Here is a 15,463-nt window from a genome sequence, read left to right as displayed (position 1 = left end):
GCCACGAGCGTAGGTCCTTGCGTAGTGCGAACTTTGGTCGGTTCAGCACGGCAACCTACGCTCGTTCTCTTTTACACCGCATCTCGGACGTGACCGATCGACACCCTCGTCAGGAGAGCCCCGATGAGCGCTTTCACCTGCGGTGGGGTGTTCAAGTAAGCGGTAAGCAGGTCCACCACATAAAACCGCTTCCTACTTGCGGAAACATCGCAGGCAAGGGGCGGTTCTTTGTTCGAGGATGCACCAAGGACGCACGGGCCTGCTGGAGCAGGACGTAAACCCAGGTCGGCACCTACGTTCACGGAACCTCGCCCGCGAAGATCTTCCGCGGAGCCCTCGTCGCCAATGGGTGTCGTGACCCGTACAAGAACCCCGCGTTCGCCGAGATGGTCGGCCCGGCCGCCCAGCCGACCGACATCCGCACCTTCGCCCAGGTCGCCGACAAGCACCTGGCCACCCTCGTGGACGCTGAGCGGCGAACCATCGGCCAGTACCTCAGGAGCCTGGAGGACCACTTCCTGCACGCGAGGAGAACCGGCGGCCCTACATCGAATCCACGGAAGGCAAGAGTGCAACGCCGTCCGCACCATCACTTCAGGCGGCGCGGACGGCGTCATCGTGATGAGGCCACAGCCGCACGGTCACCGCTGAATCTCCGGCTCGGACGGCTTGGCGCTGTCGATCTCCCGCACCGCGTCAGGTGACAACTCAGGCGCATAAAGGGTGGTCAGCGGCTCCGGACCGGAGTAGCGGCGGCACGGGCACTGCTGCGATTCCCACTCCATCGCGATCTCTTCGGGCTTGCCGTCGTCCTCGCCGAAGCTGGGGTTGCGCATCCACTTCGTCACCACCCGCACCTGGGAATGGCACTGCCCGGTCGAGGGCTCATGAAAGGCGATGTGGTGGCCGCACCCGCACACCGGCTCCGGCGGCTGGCCCGCCTTGGTCTTCTCTAACGCCAACTCCCGCCGGTGCTCAAGGACGCGGCTGACCAGGTCTCTGACCCACCCGCCGACACCAAGCAGGGCTAGGGCGAAGATCAGCCAGATAAAAAAAGGCAGCTCAGCTATCACGAGGTCTCTCCTCACGGTCGGTGATCCGGATCCCCACCCGGGCGAACGCCTCGGTAGCGTCCACGCCCGGTTCTCGGCTCTGTGACTCCCGCCAGCGGCCTATCGCGGTCAGCACGGCGTGATCGGCGATCAGGGGCAGCCTGTCCAGATAGTCGAGCTGGGCCTGCTCGTCGATCTCCCACTTCCTGTCGTACGCGCTTGGTCGAGGGTGAGGCGGATGCGGCGCAGTATGGTGGCGAGCGCGTCGCGCCACATGCCCAGCTCGTGCTTGGCCTGCACATGAGTACTCTCGGAGTGCGTCCGGTTGTGACGGTCTGCAAGCAACGCGGCGATAGCGTCGTCCACGCGGACCTGGACGCGCGGGTTGGCAGGCAGCTTGTCGATGGTCACTGGAGCAAGCCGACGACTATGAGCAAGACCGCGGCGAGCAGGAGGCGAGCCGCCCGGCGAGTGTAGGCCGCCAACGGAGCATAGGGAAGATATCGACAAGCCCTGATCGCATGCCTTCAAAGCTTGTACAGCCCAAGCGGTTCAGGCCAGGCCATCAGCCGGGCATTTGCCGGACATATCGCTTCGATCAAGCCACGTTGAGCACATCGCACAGCGCTTTCACCTGCGGCGCGGTGTTGGTCGTCCGGTGCCAGGGCCTGTACGGAGTTGACATCAGAGGTATTCGCTGCGCTATGGCCGGCGACCCTGTGGGGCTCAAGAACTCGAATCGCTTTCAGCGCAGAGGCCTTCCGGTCCAGGCCTGCCGCCATGGCCGATGCTCGGGCAAGCGGTCTGCCATAGGCCGGCTCACGCTCTTACCACAGGCGAACGCTTCAGCCGTAGGACAGTATCGCGACGACGATCAGAATCAGCAGGAGCACCAGCGTGGCGGCCGGGATCGCTAACAGGGTGATCATGCAGCCCTTCCCGTTCCACGGCTGGGGGGCGGTGCCGAGGGCGCCTCGGGAGTAGGCCCACAGGGGAGCGCGGTATTCAAGTTCGAGCGCCATCCCGGGCTGGAGCCAGATCGTCAGATCCGCGGGGCCTATCCGTGCCGGGAGGAAGTAGGGCAGGTGGACGTGAAGGTGGTGCTGACCGGGAGGAAGCGGGATCGTGTTGCGCCCCCATCGGCCCAGCATCACATGACCGTTGAGGATGATTTTGGGCGTGATCAAGGCCAGCAGGGCGCCGAGCCAGTGCCGTTTCACGTCGATGACCAGATGCGCTCGCGCCCCGGAGGGAACGGGCCGGGGTGGCTGGCTCCATGGAGTGTGCGGCGCGGGCGGATGCATGGCGCTCATGCTAGTGCCGTGCCGATCTTTTGGGCTCTCCCTTCAAATCCTCTGAAAATGGGCGGCCGCCACTGTTCGGGAAGCGGTCTCAGCCGCGCAAGAGCTCATCACAGCGAGCTTGCTCATGGGTGGAATACCTCCCGCGCATGCTCGCGACCAGGAAACGGTCGCGGTTATCGGGAAGATCTTCCCCCAGCTTTGGCGGGGCACCAGGTGCGAGAGAGCCGCCAGCCACAAGCGGTCAGCTGGTTCGTACCGCACCCGTGGGACCTGGCGGCGTAGGACCGCGTTCTGGTGTCGGAGTACCAGCAGTTCCGCCTCCTTGGAGACGTCGCGGCGTAGCAGCAGTGCGGGCAAAGAAAGCAGGCGCCGGGTGATGGCGTACACGGTGGACAAGATTACGAAACATGATCCCAGCCGACCCAGGCTGGGCTGCTCGGTGCCCTGGGCCCTTCCGCCCAGCGGACAAGGGGCTCTGCGCTGGGATCTATCGGGGGGCCTGTGCCGTTGGCTGTGGCGATCGGCTTGTCGGTCTGGAGATCAGCCTGGTGTGCTGTTCACGCTCGCTGGCGAGTCGTGGAGCCCACACAGGTTCTCCACCCGGAGCGGACGCGGGCTCCTCGCGGTAGAAGATGTCGATGTCGACCTCTTCACCGCCCATGACCACTGTGTCCCACGCGTCGCTGATGACCAGGATGCGCAAGGTCTCAGCCGACAGTCGGCCGAAGTGGGCACGCAGGGCGGCGTCGTCGGGCAGGCCGGAGACGCGCTGTGACAGACGGCCCCGGATGATCCCGAGCCGGTTCATCAGTGTGTCGATGTCCGCCGCGACCTGCGCGTCGGAACTCGGAGCGGCCTGCGCGTCGGCGCAGCCCTTGGTGATGTTGTCCTTGATGGCACGGGTGACGCCGTCCTCGTCGGTCGTGACCATCGCCTGCCAGGCACGGCTCTTGTGCCGGTACTGGAGCATCGCCATGGCTGCCTCGTGGCGGATGAAGTCCGCGTCGCGGAAGGCCCGCCCGCGCCAGGCCTGGCTGAGCGACCGGGCCAGAGAGATGGCCGAGGCCAGCCCGCTGTTGAGCCCGCGACCCGGCCAGAAGTGGATGGCGTTGGCGGCGTCGCCGAGCAGGAAGCCGTAGGTGCCCGGGGTGGCGGACGTCGGGGCGTGCAGGCGCGCGGTGAAGCGCGGCCGCTGCACCATGTCGAGCCGGAAGGCGGTGACGGCGCTGAGGTTGTACTCCGCCACGCCGAACATCGCCAGCCCTTCCTGCACCCGCCGCCACAGGGCAGACCCTTTGATCAGGGCGGGCAGGAACAAGGTGCCGTGAGTGGAGCAGTGGAAGTCGCCGTCGTCGGTACGGTCCATCATGCACGGGTTGGCGGCGACACACTCCTCGAACACGCGACGGACGGGATCGATGCCGATGACCTCCTCGGCCTCCTCGTCGGTGAGTCGCATGTTGAGGAAACCCTCGCCGCCCAGGGCGTTGAGCAGGTAGCGGTTCTGGGCTACGGTCAGCAGGACCGACATGGCGTCAGGCAGGTCGGACTTGACGCGTAAGCCCAGCACGACATCCTGCAGGTGCTTGCCGTTCAGGGAGTAGATCGAGCTGTCGGCGGTGCCGAACTTGCCGGTGAAATGCTCCCGCGTGCGCGAACGGCCACCCTCGCAGATGGCGAGCACATGATCCTGCTTTGCGCTGTCGCCATGCTCGTCGGGATTGAAGCGGGTGGGGACGAGCCGGATGCGGTCGAACTTCTCGCCGGCCATCTCCAGGAGCGTGTCCTCGATGTAGGCGATGCGGAGGTTGCGCGGGGCGTGTCCTCGGATGGAGTCGGGGCCGGGCGGCCACATCTCGGAGTACGCCCCGGGCTTGAACAGCCGAGCCTGCACCGGGCCGGGGAGGTTCATGTACTGGCGGCTCTGAACCGTGACGACCTGCTGGCGCCGTACATTGCCCTGATCTTGCCCCTTCCACGTGACCTGAGAACCGTTCTGGGTCCAGCGGCCGTCGTAGACGGTGACGACGACCCGTGAGCCCATGAGGTGCTCCAGGAGGAGCGCGAAGCTCAGCCCGACGGGCCCACCGCCGGAAACGGTCACCTGGAGTACCGGCCCCGGATTGACCGGCGGGGCGGGTCCGCTCGCCTGCGGCAGCGGGGACGCGCCGTGGATCGTCGCGACGTCGTCGGAGGGCAGGAAGCGGAACTGCTCTTCGCCGATCGTGATCAGGTCGCCCGGTTGGAGCACCTGTGAGGTGACGCGCCTGCCGTTGACCAGCGTTCCGTTGCGGCTTCCCAGGTCGTGCAGGATGTAACGCCCTGCCTCGTAGCGTATCTCGGCGTGGCGGCGCGAAGCTCGTTCGCTGGAGAGCACCACGCTGCAGTCTTGCCTGCGGCCGAAGGTGGTCGGCGTGTCACCGAGCGGGAAGCGGCGGTCGGTGAGGGGGCCGTCGTGTCCGACGATGGCAGGGGGCATGATGCCTTCCTTATCGTGACAAGAGATCTAGTCATCGATGAGTCCACGTCCATCATGTGCGACCAAAAGCAGACGCGTAAGTGAGAAGTACGCATATCGCCTCGGTCGGCGATGTGTGTCCCGGTTTTGCGGATCATCTCAATTTCACCCGGGTCGGGGGATGCCGACCGTTGGCCCGATGTGCTCTTCATCGAACCCGAGATCTTCGAGCGTTCGCCTCGCGCGCGGGGTTGAGCTGGGCTTCTCCGACCGAGCTGGGCGGCTCGGCGGTACTCGTCGATCGATTGCTTCGGGTGTGCCATCTGCGGGTGGATCGCCGGACTGACCGCGTCTTCCTAGAAGCGGCTGTCGGACTTACGTGCTAACACCGGCTTGGTCGGGACGCTGGCGGAGATGGAGTTTCTGCACACCCGGCTGCGAAGCCGTGGCGTCGCAGCCGAGGTGAGGTCCGATGCCGGCCCAGAGGGTGAGCGGATTCCCTCATAGCCAGTCTTTGATCAATTCGCCAACAGCGTCCCTCGAAGAGGAAAGGGGGCCGGGGGTTCTCGGAGTGGCCTTGGGATCAGCCGCCGCTGCTCCACCTGGCCATCATCCGCCCGCCGGCAACGTCTGTCCGGCAATTGCCACCCTGGCCGCACCCGGAAGGAACCAGCCGGGGAGTCCGCGCCGTGCCATCGGTGCGGCGCCTGGCCACTCGCGGATGTTCCCTACAGCTTCCCGACCTGGTGAAAGGGCACCTCGATGTCGTGGTCGCGTCCGAAGATCGAAAGGGCCACGGTAAGCATGCGCCCGTCGACGTCGATCCCCCTGACCGTGCCCGGGAGCGAAGCGAAGGGCCCATCGGCCAGCATCACCGCATCGCCGACCGCGAACGTCGAGGGCACAGTTTCCGGCGGGATTGTCGGGGCGTCGTCGGGTTCACCAAGAACGAGCATGTCGGCCATATCATCTGGGCGCACCGCAGCAAGGACAAGCCTCACCCAGGTCGATCAGATCTCTGCCGAAAGAGTAAGCCGTGGCACGTTGCGGGACTTCCTTGACCTTGTGCGGCAGAGCAGGCGGTGTCGGGGGGAAGGGGTCGGCTTCGAAAAGGTCGCGGTTCGCGCCTGCCTTATCGGCGCGATGCCGTGGTGAAAGGGCAGCGATAGCCGGCCGGGCGAGGCTCGGTCCGAGCTTCGAACCTGACGCCACCGCCGTAAGCGCATCAGCGTTCGCCGCGACCGACAAGGAGAGAACATGCAGACCCTGACACCCGAGAGCGCCGCGACCACCCTGCTCGAGGCCGGCAACCGGCCGCCGGCGACCGTACGGAACGACGTGGTCGAGGAGCTGGACACGCTGCTGTCCAAGCACCTGAGCACTCGCGCGGACGCGGTGGAGAGGGCCGCGGTGCAGTACTCACGCGAGCACTACGCGCGGATGACCGGGCTGCTGCCCGACGAGATGGTACGCCGCCTCCAGGAGGAGACGACCATGCTGACGGCGGCCAACACCCGCCGCATCGACATCCGCGTGGCCGTGACCGGCAACACGCCGCGGCGGCTGGGCAGCCTGCCGAACTCGCTGTTCGCCTCGCACAGCACGCTGTTCACCGCGCTCTATCACGTGCCGGCGTTCCGCGGGCTGCTCAGCGACATCGCCGGGGCCCCGGTGTTCGACTGCACCTACCCGGACGAGCAGATCACCGGCACCCACCAGACCCAGGTGGGCGACACACACGGCTGGCACTGGGGCGACCACGAGTTCGCCTGGATCTTCATCTCCGAGGCGCCCGCACCCGAGCACGGCGGCCTGCTCCAGTGCGTGCCGCACACGCCGTGGAACAAGCAGGACCCGGCCGTGAACCGGTGCCTGACGCAGGGCCCGATCCGTACCTACCACCACGAGAGCGGTGAGTCGTACTTCTTCAAGACCGACACCACCCTGCACCGTACGATGCCCATCCAGACGGAAGGCATCACCCGTTCGATCGTGAACCTCACCTACTCCGGCGTCTCCGACCTGCTGAGCGAGAAGACCTACGAGACCACCGACGCCGTCTACCTCGACTGATCATCCCACCGCCGCCCGGTCCGGGCGGGAGGCCCGCCGCCTCCCGTCCGGACCGCCGCCGTTTCGGCAGTCCCATATCCGCAGACATCATGATGAAAATGGGATATATACGAGAGAGCGTCCAATAGCGGGTTGTAGGGGTGCCAATGCATATTCGGATCCTGGGGCCATTAGAGGTACTGGCAGAGGGACGCCGAATACCAATCACTGGAGCACGTCCGCAGATCATTCTGGCGATGCTCGCCCTGGAGCCGAACCGGGTCATCTCCGTGGACCGCCTGCTGGACGCCATCTGGGACGATGAGCCGCCGAGCACGGCCAGGGTGCAGATCCACATATGCGTCTCGGGGCTCCGCCGGACATTTTCCGCATTGGGGCTGACCGACGTCATCAGCACCAGGCCGCCGGGTTATATGTTGAATATCCCTGTTGAGAATATTGACGCCCATCAGTTCGAAGAATTCATCGCGCAGTCGTATTCCCTGGTCGAAGCCGGAAAACCGCAGGAGGCGGTGACCGCGCTGCAGTCCGCGCTCGGCCTCTGGTACGGCGCCGCGCTCGACGGCCTCCAGGGCCGGATCATCCGCGGCGGCGCGCTGCAGCTCCAGGAGCGCCGCCTGGCCGCCGTCGAGGAGTGGCTGCGCCTGGAGCTGTCGCTCGGCCACCACGCCAACCTCATCGGCGACCTCACCGTCCTGGTCCGCGACCACCCGCTCAGGGAACGCCTCTACGCCCACCTCATGGTCGCCCTCTACCGGTCCGGACGGCAGGCCGAGGCGCTGGAGACGTACCGTATGGCCCGCGCGACGCTGGTCGAGGAGCTGGGCATCGAACCCGGCGACGAACTGCGCCGGCTGGAGCAGGCCATCCTGCGCGGCGACGGCGACGTCGGCGACGAGGCGGTCGCCGAGCAGCCGCCCGCCGCGCCCCGCGACACACCGCTGGCGGCTGTCCAGGTCATCCCGCGCCAACTGCCCGCCGCGATCGGCGACTTCACCGGGCGCACCGGTGCGTTCGCCGACATCGTGGACGTCCTGACCGGCCCGGACGGCGGCGAGGCGTCGGGCACCGTGCCGACCATCGTCATCAGCGGCCGGGGCGGCGTCGGCAAGACCACCCTGGCCGTGCAGGTGGCCCACGACGTGCGCGAGCACTTCCCCGACGGGCAGCTCTTCGCCGATCTGCGCGGCGGCAGCGGCCGGCCCGCGTCAGCGCTGGAGATTCTGGAACGCTTCCTGCGCGGCCTGGGCGTGGACGGCTCCGCCATCCCCGACACCCTCGACGAGCGGGCCGAGATATACCGCAGCCGGCTCGGCGAGCGGCGCATGCTGGTGCTGCTCGACGACGTGATGAGCGAGTCGCAGGTGACGCCGCTGCTGCCGGGCAGCTCCGGCTGCGCCGTGGTGGTCACCAGCCGCACCCGGCTGACCGGCCTGCCCGGCGCCCGCCGCATCGAGCTGGGCGTCCTGGAGAGCGGCCGGGCCGTCATCCTGCTGGAACGCATCCTCGGCGAGCAGCGCGTCCGGGACGAGCCCGAGCAGGCCGCCGCCCTCGCCGAGCTGTGCGGGCACCTGCCGCTGGCCGTCCGCATCGCCGGGGCCAAACTCGCCTCCCGTCCGCACTGGCAGCTGAGCCGGCTCGCCGACCGGCTGCGTGACGAGAACCGCAGGCTCGACGAGCTGGAGCACGGAGACCTCGGCATCCGGGCCAGCATCGAGGTCAGCTATCAGGGCCTGCCCGGCCCGGCCAAGCGGCTGCTGCGCCTGCTGTCGCTGCTGGAGACCCCGGACTTCCCCGGCTGGGTGGGCGCCTGCCTGCTCGACGAGGATCCGGCCGAGGCCGAGGACCTCCTGGAGGCGCTGGTCGACGCCCAGCTCGTGGACGCCGGCGCCGGCCCGGCCAAGAGCGCGCCCCGCTACCGCTTCCACGACCTCATCAGGACGTTCGCCCGCGACCGGGCGCTGGCCGAGGACAGCGCCGCCGACCGCGGCGCGAGCCTGCGCCGCGCTCTGTCGGCCTGGCTCGCGCTGGCCAAGGAGGCGCACCGCCGCGAGTACGGCGGCGACTACACCATCCTGCACAGCGGCGAGACCCGGTGGTCGCCGCCGCCCGCGCTGCTCGAACGGCTCTCGCCACACCCGATGAACTGGCTGGACGGCGAGCGCGCCGCCCTGGTCGCGGGCGTCCGGCAGTCCGCGCAGCTCGGGTTCGACGAGCTCTGCTGGGACCTGGCACTGGCCGCCGAGACACTGTTCGAGGCCAGGAGCTACTTCGACGACTGGCGCTCCACCACAGAGCTGGCGCTCGGCGTGGTGCGCAGGAAGGCCAACCCGCGCGGCGTGGCCGCCATGCTGTACTCCCTGGGCAGCCTGCGCATCTTCCAGCTTGAGCCGGACGCCGCCCTGGAGGCGCTCGAACCCGCGCTGCGGCTGTTCAAGGAGCAGAACGAGCCACACGGGTGGGCGCTGGTGCTGCGTAACCTCGCCTACGTCGACTCGCTGCGCGGCGACACCAAGCAGGCCATCCGCCGGTACGGCGAGGCGCTGGAGGTCTTCCAGCTCGTCGGAGACCGCACCAGCGAGGCGCACGTGCTGAGCAACCTGGCGCGATCCCTGCTCGACGGCGGCGAGTACGCCGAGGCGGAGACGTACCTGGAGCGGGCCCTGAAGATCTCCAGGGACGTGGGCAGCCGCCGCTCGGAGGCGCAGGTGCTCTACCGGCTCGGCGAGAGCGCCCTGCGGCAAGGCCAGATCGATCGGGCCGGCGGGTCGTTCACGCTGGCGCTGCGCATCGTCAGGGACGGTGCCGACCACATCGGCGAGGCGTACATGCTGTACGGGCTCGGCCAGGTCTACGTCCGCGAGGGCCGCCACGACCAGGCGCACATGATCCTGGAGCAGTCGCTGGCCCTGGCCGTGCGGGTGGGGGAGCGGTTGGTCGAGGGCCGGGTCCGGCACGAGCTGGGCGAGCTGGCGCTGGCCCGCGGCAGGTTCGAGGAGGCGGTCGCGCGGCTGGGCCAGGCGGTGGAGGTCTTCCGCAGTCTGCGCCTGCCGCCGTTCGAGGCCCGGGCGTTGGTCGGGCTGGCCGAGGCGAGCGACGGGCTGGCCTCGGCGGAGGGGGCGCACGCGGCGGAAGAGGCCGCTCGCGCCGCCTGGGCGCTGCTGGCCGGCCTGGACTCGGTCGAGGCCGACGGCCTGCGCGACCGGCTGGCGCTGCGCCAGCCGGTCGTGGTCCCTGGTTCCGCCGGGGCCCCGCCGCGCACCACGGGTTGACCAGCCGCTGTCAGTCGCGCCTGAGGCGGCGCAGCAGGTCGAGGCAGGGCGCCGTCATCACGGTGGAGACCAGCGTCATGAACACCAGCATGGTGAACACGGTCGGGCTGATCACGCCCATGGACATCCCGATGTTCAGCACCACCAGCTCGGTCAGCCCCCGGCAGTTCATCAGCACGCCCAGCGACAGCGAGTCACGCCAGCCGATGCCCGAGACGCGGGCGGCCGTCGTCGAGCCGCCAGCCTTGGCCAGTACCGCGACCGCGGTGATGAGCAGGCACCACCCCCACAGCCGCGCGTCGGCGCCGAGCAGCCCGAACTCGGTGTGCAGGCCGGTGTAGACGAAGAACAGCGGCAGCAGCAGCGTCACCGTGAGACCGTGCAGCTGCCCGGCGGCCCGCTGCACCGGCAGGGACCCACGCGGCATGATCGCGCCGAACAGGAAGGCGCCGAAGATCGAGTGAATCCCGATCGCGTCGGTGGCCAGCGCCGACAGCATCACGCCGGCCAGCGCCACCGGCAGAACGGCCGCCTCGGGCAGCAGGCCGCCGGGGCCGAGCAGCCGTCGCAGCAGCGGCCGGACCCCGAACGCCATCACCGCGAAGAAGCCCGCCGACAGCCCCGCCGTGACCAGCGCGACGTCCGCGGCGGCGCTGCGGGTGACCGCCACCACGGCGGCCAGCACGCACCAGGCCGTGACGTCGTCCACGGCCGCGCAGGTCAGCGACATCACACCGACCGGCGAACGGGTCATGCCCCGGTCGGACAGGATCCTGGCCAGCACCGGGAACGCGGTGATGCTCATCGAGATGCCGAAGAACAGCGTGAACGCCAACTGCCCGGCCCCGCCGGAGCCGAGCGCCGGGTACAGCGCGAGCGCCAGCAGCACCCCGCACAGGAACGGCACCACGATGCTGACGTGGCTGATCACCGCGGCGGTGTAGCTGCGCTGCCGGACCAGGCCCAGGTCGAGCTCGTAGCCGACGAGGAACATGAAGAAGATCAGGCCGATCTGCGACAGCGTGGACAGCGTCGCGACCAGACCGGGCGGGAACAGGGTGCCGTACCCGGCAGGCCACAGGGCGCCCAGCACGGACGGGCCGAGCAGCACACCGGCGATGATCTCGCCGATGACGGGGGGCTGCGCGAGCCGCCGGAACAGGCGGCCGCACAGGTGGCAGGCGGCCAGGATCACCGGCACGGCGACCAGCAGCCTGGGGAAGACGTCGGGGACGCTGGGGGCGGCCACCCCGCCGGACGGCCGCCCCGGGGCGGAGAGGCCGTGCCGGAGGGTGAACCAGATGAGGGCGACGGGCACCACCACCAGCGCCAGGTAGACGGCGATCACCCGCAGTGATCGCGGGCGGACGATCGGGGAGGTCAGCTCTGGCCCGTCGTCGAGTCGCACGGACATGTCGGCTCCGATGAGTGACGAGGTACGGGGGGATGAGCAGGGGCGTCGTCAGGACCCGGTCGGGTCCCAGCCCCAGTGGGTGTTGACGTCGTCGCCGGGGCCGTTGGCGACCACGTGGACGGCGGGCGCGGTGTGCGTCCCGGAGGCGAGCGCGACGGCCGGCAGCGCGAGGGAGGCAGCGATGATGGCGAGGGTGATCAGCCGCTTGAGCATGACGCCTGCTTTCGTGGTCTTGGAGATCTGCTCTGCGCCATAGTCAACCGCCCTGGGCTTTCGTGGCACTAAGCCCTCGCTAAGTCCGCTCGCTTAGCGGCACGAAGCCCGCCCGATAGGCGGCGTTCGCACACTTACCGACGTGAACAACGACGCCACCGCACTCTGGTACCTCACCGAGGAAGAGACCAGGTGGGCCTGCCAGCGCCTCGACCCCGTCAAGATCGTGCGCGAGGCCCTCGTCCTGCAGGCCGAGGGGAGGACCACCTTGCCGGCCGAGGCCTATCTCGGCTGGACCAGCCCCTCCGGCGCGGCCGCCCGCAGCCTGAACATGCCCGGCTACGTCGGCGGTCCGTTCGAGATGGCCGGTACGAAGATCATCAACGGCTGCCTGGACAACCCAGAACGCGGGCTGCCCCGAGCCAGCGGCCTGACCATGCTCTTCGACCGCCAGACCGCGCGCATCCGCTGCGTCATGGCCTCCGCCCACATCAGCGCCCTCAGGACCGCGAGCGTGACCGTGGCCAGCGCCCAGGCGCTGCTGCCGCAGAAGGTCATCACCGTCGGCGTCATCGGCGCCGGCGCCATCGCCCGTACGCACATCGAGCTGCTGGCCCGATCGCTGCCCGGGACCGCCGCCATCGTGCTGCACGACCGGGACCCGCGCCGGGCCGCCGCCCTCGCGGACGAGGTGGACGCCCTGCTGCGCGCGTACGGAATCCGCATCTCCCTGGCCGACACGGCCCGCGAGGCCGTGCTCGGCGCCGACCTGGTCATCCCCGCCACCACGACCACCGAGGGCTACATCGCCTACGACTGGCTCAGCAAGGGCTGCGTCGTGGTGAACGTCTCCCTCGACGACGTCCTGCCTGACGTGGTGATCGAGGCGGGCACCCTGCTGGTCGACGACTGGGCCCTGGTCCGCGACGACGAGCACCGCTTGCTCGGCCGCATGCATCGGGCCGGCCGCGTGGTCGGCCCCGGCGAACACGCGGGCGACGGCGTCCGCCGCGTGGACGCCGAGCTGGGCGAGGTGTTCGCCGGCCGGCACCCGGGCCGCTACCACCCCGACGACGTCATCCTGGTCAACCCCTTCGGCCTGGCGATCGAGGACATCGCGCTGGCCACCGAGGTGTACCGGATCGCGATGCGCGAAGGCCGCGGCATCGCCCTGCCCCGATGACCCACCCCAACCCGACAGAACCGATGGGAGAACGATCATGAGCAACGACGAGATCGACGACGGCCGCACCTACCGGGTCGTGCTGAACGACGAGGAGCAGTACTCGATCTGGCCCGCCGGCAAGGAGCTGCCCGCCGGCTGGTACGCCGAGGGTGTCGAGGGCACCCGCGACGCCTGCCTGGCCCACATCGGCCAGGTGTGGACCGACATGCGCCCCAAGAGCCTGCGCGAGCGCATGGCGGCAGCCGCCGCCGTCGGCGACACGGTCGCGTGAGGAGGCCGCCGCCATGTCCGTCAGACACCTGATCTCCATGGCCGGCCTCGGCTCCGGCGACGTGCGCCGGATCGTCGAGCGCGGCGCGTGGTACGGCTCCGGGCACCACCGCTGCGACCGGCCGCTGTCCGGCCGCACGGTCGGCGTCTACTTCCGCCGCACCTCCACCAGGACCCGCACCGCCTTCTCCCGCGCCGCGCAGCTGCTCGGCGCCGACATCATCGCCTACGGCCCCGCCGACCTGCAGGAGAACACCGGCGAGTCGGTGGCCGACACCACCCGCGTGCTGTCCGGCATGCTCGACGCCCTGGTGGCCCGGACCGCCGGCAGCGACGCGGAGATGCACGCGTTCGCCGCCCAGGACCGGATGGCCGTGATCAACGCCATGAGCGCCGGCGAGCACCCCACCCAGGCGCTCGCCGACCTGGCCACCATCCACCGCCGCTTCGGCAGCGTGGACGGGCTGCGGCTGACGTACATCGGGGAGGGCAACAACACCGCCGCCGCGCTCGCCCTCGCGCTCGCCCACTACGGCAGCGTCGAGCTGCACCTGCGTACCCCGCCCGGCTACGGCCTGGACCCCGCGGTGCTGGCGGCGGCCCGGCGCGGCATCGAGGCCCGCGGCGGATTCCTCGCCGTCGAGCACGACATGACCACGCCGATGAAGCCGTGCGACATCGTCTACACCACCCGTTGGCAGACGACCGGCACGACCAAGCCCGACCCTGACTGGCGCGGCGTGTTCGCGCCGTTCCGGGTGACGGCCGAGGTGATGGCCGCCCACCCGCAGGGGATCTTCATGCACGACCTGCCCGCCCACCGCGGCGAGGAGGTCGACGCCGAGGTGCTCGACGGGTCCGACAGCATCGCGTTCGAGCAGGCCGAGGGGAAGCTGGCCGGCGCGCTGGCGGTGCTCGAATGGTGCCTGCTGGGGCCGGACCGGTGAGCGCCGCCCCGCTGCGCCGCAACCGCTCCTACCGGCTGCTCTGGATCGGCGGCGCCGCCTCCGCGCTCGGCTCGCACGCCTCGGCCATCGCCATGCCGCTGCTCGTGCTGGCCCTCGGCGGCTCGGCCACCGAGGCGGGCGTCGTCGGGTTCGCCGCCGGACTGCCGTACCTGCTGGCGCAACTGCCCGCCGGCGTTCTGGTGGACCGGCTCGACCGGCGGGCCGTGATGGTCTTCTGCGACATAGGCCGGTTCCTGGCGCTGGGCAGCGTGGTGGTCGCGCTCACCGCCGGCCGGCCGCCGCTGGCCCAGCTCGTCGTGGTCGCGTTCGTCGAAGGCGTGCTCACCGTCGGCCACCAGCTCGCCGAGCAGGCCGCCATCCGGCACGTCGTGGCCGAGGAACAGCTGCCCGAGGCGCTGTCGGCCAACGAGGCCCGGATCCGTGGCGCACTGCTGCTCGGCCAGCCCGTCGGGGGCGCGCTGTTCGGGCTCGCACGGTGGCTGCCGTTCGCGTTCGACCTGGTCACGTACCTGGTCTCGATCGTGACGTCGCTGGCGTTGCGCGGCACCTTCCGCGCCGCCCCGGACGCGGGGGCGGCGCCCGCGCCGAATCCGCTGGGGGAGCTGCGCGCCGGGATCGCCTGGCTGTGGCGGCAGCCGTTCCTGCGCTCGGCCGTGCTCGCCATCGCCGCCAGCAACCTGCTGTTCCAGAGTCTCAGTCTGATCGTCATCGTGGCCGCCACCGGCGACGTGGCCTCACCCGGCGCGATCGGGCTGCTGTTCCTGGGCGCGGGCGTCGGTGGCGTCGCCGGGTCGCTCGCCGCCTCCAAGATCACCCGCCTGTTGTCCATGAAAGCCGTCGTCATCGGCGCGAACTGGCTGTGGGCCGCCCTCATGCCGCTCATCGCCGTCGTCGACGGGCCGCTCGCGCTCGGGCTGGTGTTCGGCGTGCTGTGTTTCGTCGGGCCCGTGTGGAACGTCGCCGTCGCCGCGTACCAGCTGCGGATCACGCCGGAGCACCTGCTCGGCCGGGTCGGCAGCGCCATCGGGACGCTCGCCTTCGGCGTGCTGCCCCTGGGGTCGCTGCTGGCCGGATGGCTGCTCGACGGCATCGGCGTCACCGGCGCCGCGCTCACCCTCGCGGGTGTCATGGCCGTCGTCGCGGCCGTCGTCACCCTCACCCCCGCCATCCGCCGGGCCCCCGAACTGGACGCCGACCCGGAACCCGTTCCCGACCGCTCGCTGCAGCCGAGCGGTGACATCGAGAGGTAAGAC

Annotated in this window: 12 protein-coding genes; 6 read left to right on the top strand and 6 right to left on the bottom strand. The window is 69.6% G+C overall.

What is annotated here, in order from left to right:
• Positions 1–641: 641 nt before the first annotated feature.
• From ACGFNP_RS22545 to ACGFNP_RS22530, 4 genes are all read right to left on the bottom strand, one after another.
• A complete protein-coding gene (locus tag ACGFNP_RS22545; protein WP_358335918.1) occupies positions 642–1,073 on the bottom strand; it encodes a hypothetical protein in 432 nt (143 codons plus the stop codon).
• Between the two features lie 824 nt (positions 1,074–1,897).
• Complete coding sequence (locus ACGFNP_RS22540) at positions 1,898–2,356, bottom strand: hypothetical protein (protein WP_393321533.1); 459 nt, start codon at positions 2,354–2,356, stop codon at positions 1,898–1,900.
• 487 nt (positions 2,357–2,843) lie between these two features.
• Positions 2,844–4,835, bottom strand: a complete 1,992-nt coding sequence (locus tag ACGFNP_RS22535; RefSeq protein ID WP_358335924.1) for an FHA domain-containing protein — start codon at positions 4,833–4,835, stop codon at positions 2,844–2,846.
• Positions 4,836–5,542: 707 nt separating this feature from the next.
• Positions 5,543–5,779 (bottom strand): transcription termination/antitermination protein NusG, encoded by a 237-nt coding sequence (locus ACGFNP_RS22530; RefSeq protein ID WP_393321530.1) that lies wholly within the window; start codon positions 5,777–5,779, stop codon positions 5,543–5,545.
• A 292-nt stretch (positions 5,780–6,071) separates the two neighbouring features.
• Here ACGFNP_RS22530 and ACGFNP_RS22525 point away from each other — a divergent pair, with 292 nt between their 5' ends.
• Both ACGFNP_RS22525 and ACGFNP_RS22520 read left to right on the top strand, forming a co-directional pair.
• A complete protein-coding gene (locus tag ACGFNP_RS22525) occupies positions 6,072–6,887 on the top strand; it encodes a hypothetical protein (RefSeq protein ID WP_393321527.1) in 816 nt (271 codons plus the stop codon).
• Positions 6,888–7,123: 236 nt separating this feature from the next.
• Positions 7,124–10,159 (top strand): tetratricopeptide repeat protein, encoded by a 3,036-nt coding sequence (locus ACGFNP_RS22520; RefSeq protein WP_393321524.1) that lies wholly within the window; start codon positions 7,124–7,126, stop codon positions 10,157–10,159.
• A gap of 10 nt (positions 10,160–10,169) precedes the next feature.
• On the opposite strand, the gene ACGFNP_RS22515 is transcribed toward ACGFNP_RS22520, so the two are convergent.
• On the bottom strand, positions 10,170–11,573 hold the full coding sequence (locus ACGFNP_RS22515) for a cation:proton antiporter (protein ID WP_358335936.1): 1,404 nt from the start codon (positions 11,571–11,573) through the stop codon (positions 10,170–10,172).
• 48 nt (positions 11,574–11,621) lie between these two features.
• Complete coding sequence (locus ACGFNP_RS22510; protein WP_358335939.1) at positions 11,622–11,786, bottom strand: hypothetical protein; 165 nt, start codon at positions 11,784–11,786, stop codon at positions 11,622–11,624.
• A gap of 142 nt (positions 11,787–11,928) precedes the next feature.
• Between ACGFNP_RS22510 and ACGFNP_RS22505 the strand changes: the two genes are divergently transcribed.
• Genes ACGFNP_RS22505 through ACGFNP_RS22490 form a run of 4 tightly spaced genes read left to right on the top strand, consistent with a single transcriptional unit; the run spans position 11,929 to position 15,460 of the window.
• The gene (locus ACGFNP_RS22505) at positions 11,929–12,969 is read left to right on the top strand and encodes an ornithine cyclodeaminase family protein (protein ID WP_358335942.1); all 1,041 of its coding nucleotides are present in this window, start codon (positions 11,929–11,931) and stop codon (positions 12,967–12,969) included.
• 37 nt (positions 12,970–13,006) lie between these two features.
• Positions 13,007–13,243 (top strand): MbtH family NRPS accessory protein, encoded by a 237-nt coding sequence (locus tag ACGFNP_RS22500; RefSeq protein WP_358335945.1) that lies wholly within the window; start codon positions 13,007–13,009, stop codon positions 13,241–13,243.
• 13 nt (positions 13,244–13,256) lie between these two features.
• Positions 13,257–14,189 carry an ornithine carbamoyltransferase gene (locus tag ACGFNP_RS22495; protein ID WP_393321519.1) on the top strand — a complete coding sequence of 311 codons (933 nt, stop codon included), beginning with the start codon at positions 13,257–13,259 and terminating at the stop codon, positions 14,187–14,189.
• Entirely contained in the window at positions 14,186–15,460 is a 1,275-nt protein-coding gene (locus ACGFNP_RS22490; RefSeq protein WP_393321516.1) for an MFS transporter, read from the top strand. The genes ACGFNP_RS22495 and ACGFNP_RS22490 overlap by 4 nt, the downstream gene beginning before the upstream one ends.
• Positions 15,461–15,463 lie beyond the last annotated feature (3 nt).

Source organism: Nonomuraea sp. NPDC049269, assembly GCF_043197155.1.
GTDB lineage: Bacteria > Actinomycetota > Actinomycetes > Streptosporangiales > Streptosporangiaceae > Nonomuraea.
This window is presented reverse-complemented; position numbering and strand designations above follow the sequence as displayed.

Excerpts from the sequence above, each read along its gene's own strand:
- ACGFNP_RS22535 (WP_358335924.1), bottom strand. The coding sequence starts at position 4,835 with ATGCCCCCTGCCATCGTCGGACACGACGGCCCCCTCACCGACCGCCGC.
- ACGFNP_RS22515 (WP_358335936.1), bottom strand. The coding sequence starts at position 11,573 with ATGTCCGTGCGACTCGACGACGGGCCAGAGCTGACCTCCCCGATCGTC.
- ACGFNP_RS22495 (WP_393321519.1), top strand. The coding sequence starts at position 13,257 with ATGTCCGTCAGACACCTGATCTCCATGGCCGGCCTCGGCTCCGGCGAC.
- ACGFNP_RS22530 (WP_393321530.1), bottom strand. The coding sequence starts at position 5,779 with ATGGCCGACATGCTCGTTCTTGGTGAACCCGACGACGCCCCGACAATC.
- ACGFNP_RS22510 (WP_358335939.1), bottom strand. The coding sequence starts at position 11,786 with ATGCTCAAGCGGCTGATCACCCTCGCCATCATCGCTGCCTCCCTCGCG.
- ACGFNP_RS22525 (WP_393321527.1), top strand. The coding sequence starts at position 6,072 with ATGCAGACCCTGACACCCGAGAGCGCCGCGACCACCCTGCTCGAGGCC.
- ACGFNP_RS22520 (WP_393321524.1), top strand. The coding sequence starts at position 7,124 with ATGCTCGCCCTGGAGCCGAACCGGGTCATCTCCGTGGACCGCCTGCTG.
- ACGFNP_RS22500 (WP_358335945.1), top strand. The coding sequence starts at position 13,007 with ATGAGCAACGACGAGATCGACGACGGCCGCACCTACCGGGTCGTGCTG.
- ACGFNP_RS22540 (WP_393321533.1), bottom strand. The coding sequence starts at position 2,356 with ATGCATCCGCCCGCGCCGCACACTCCATGGAGCCAGCCACCCCGGCCC.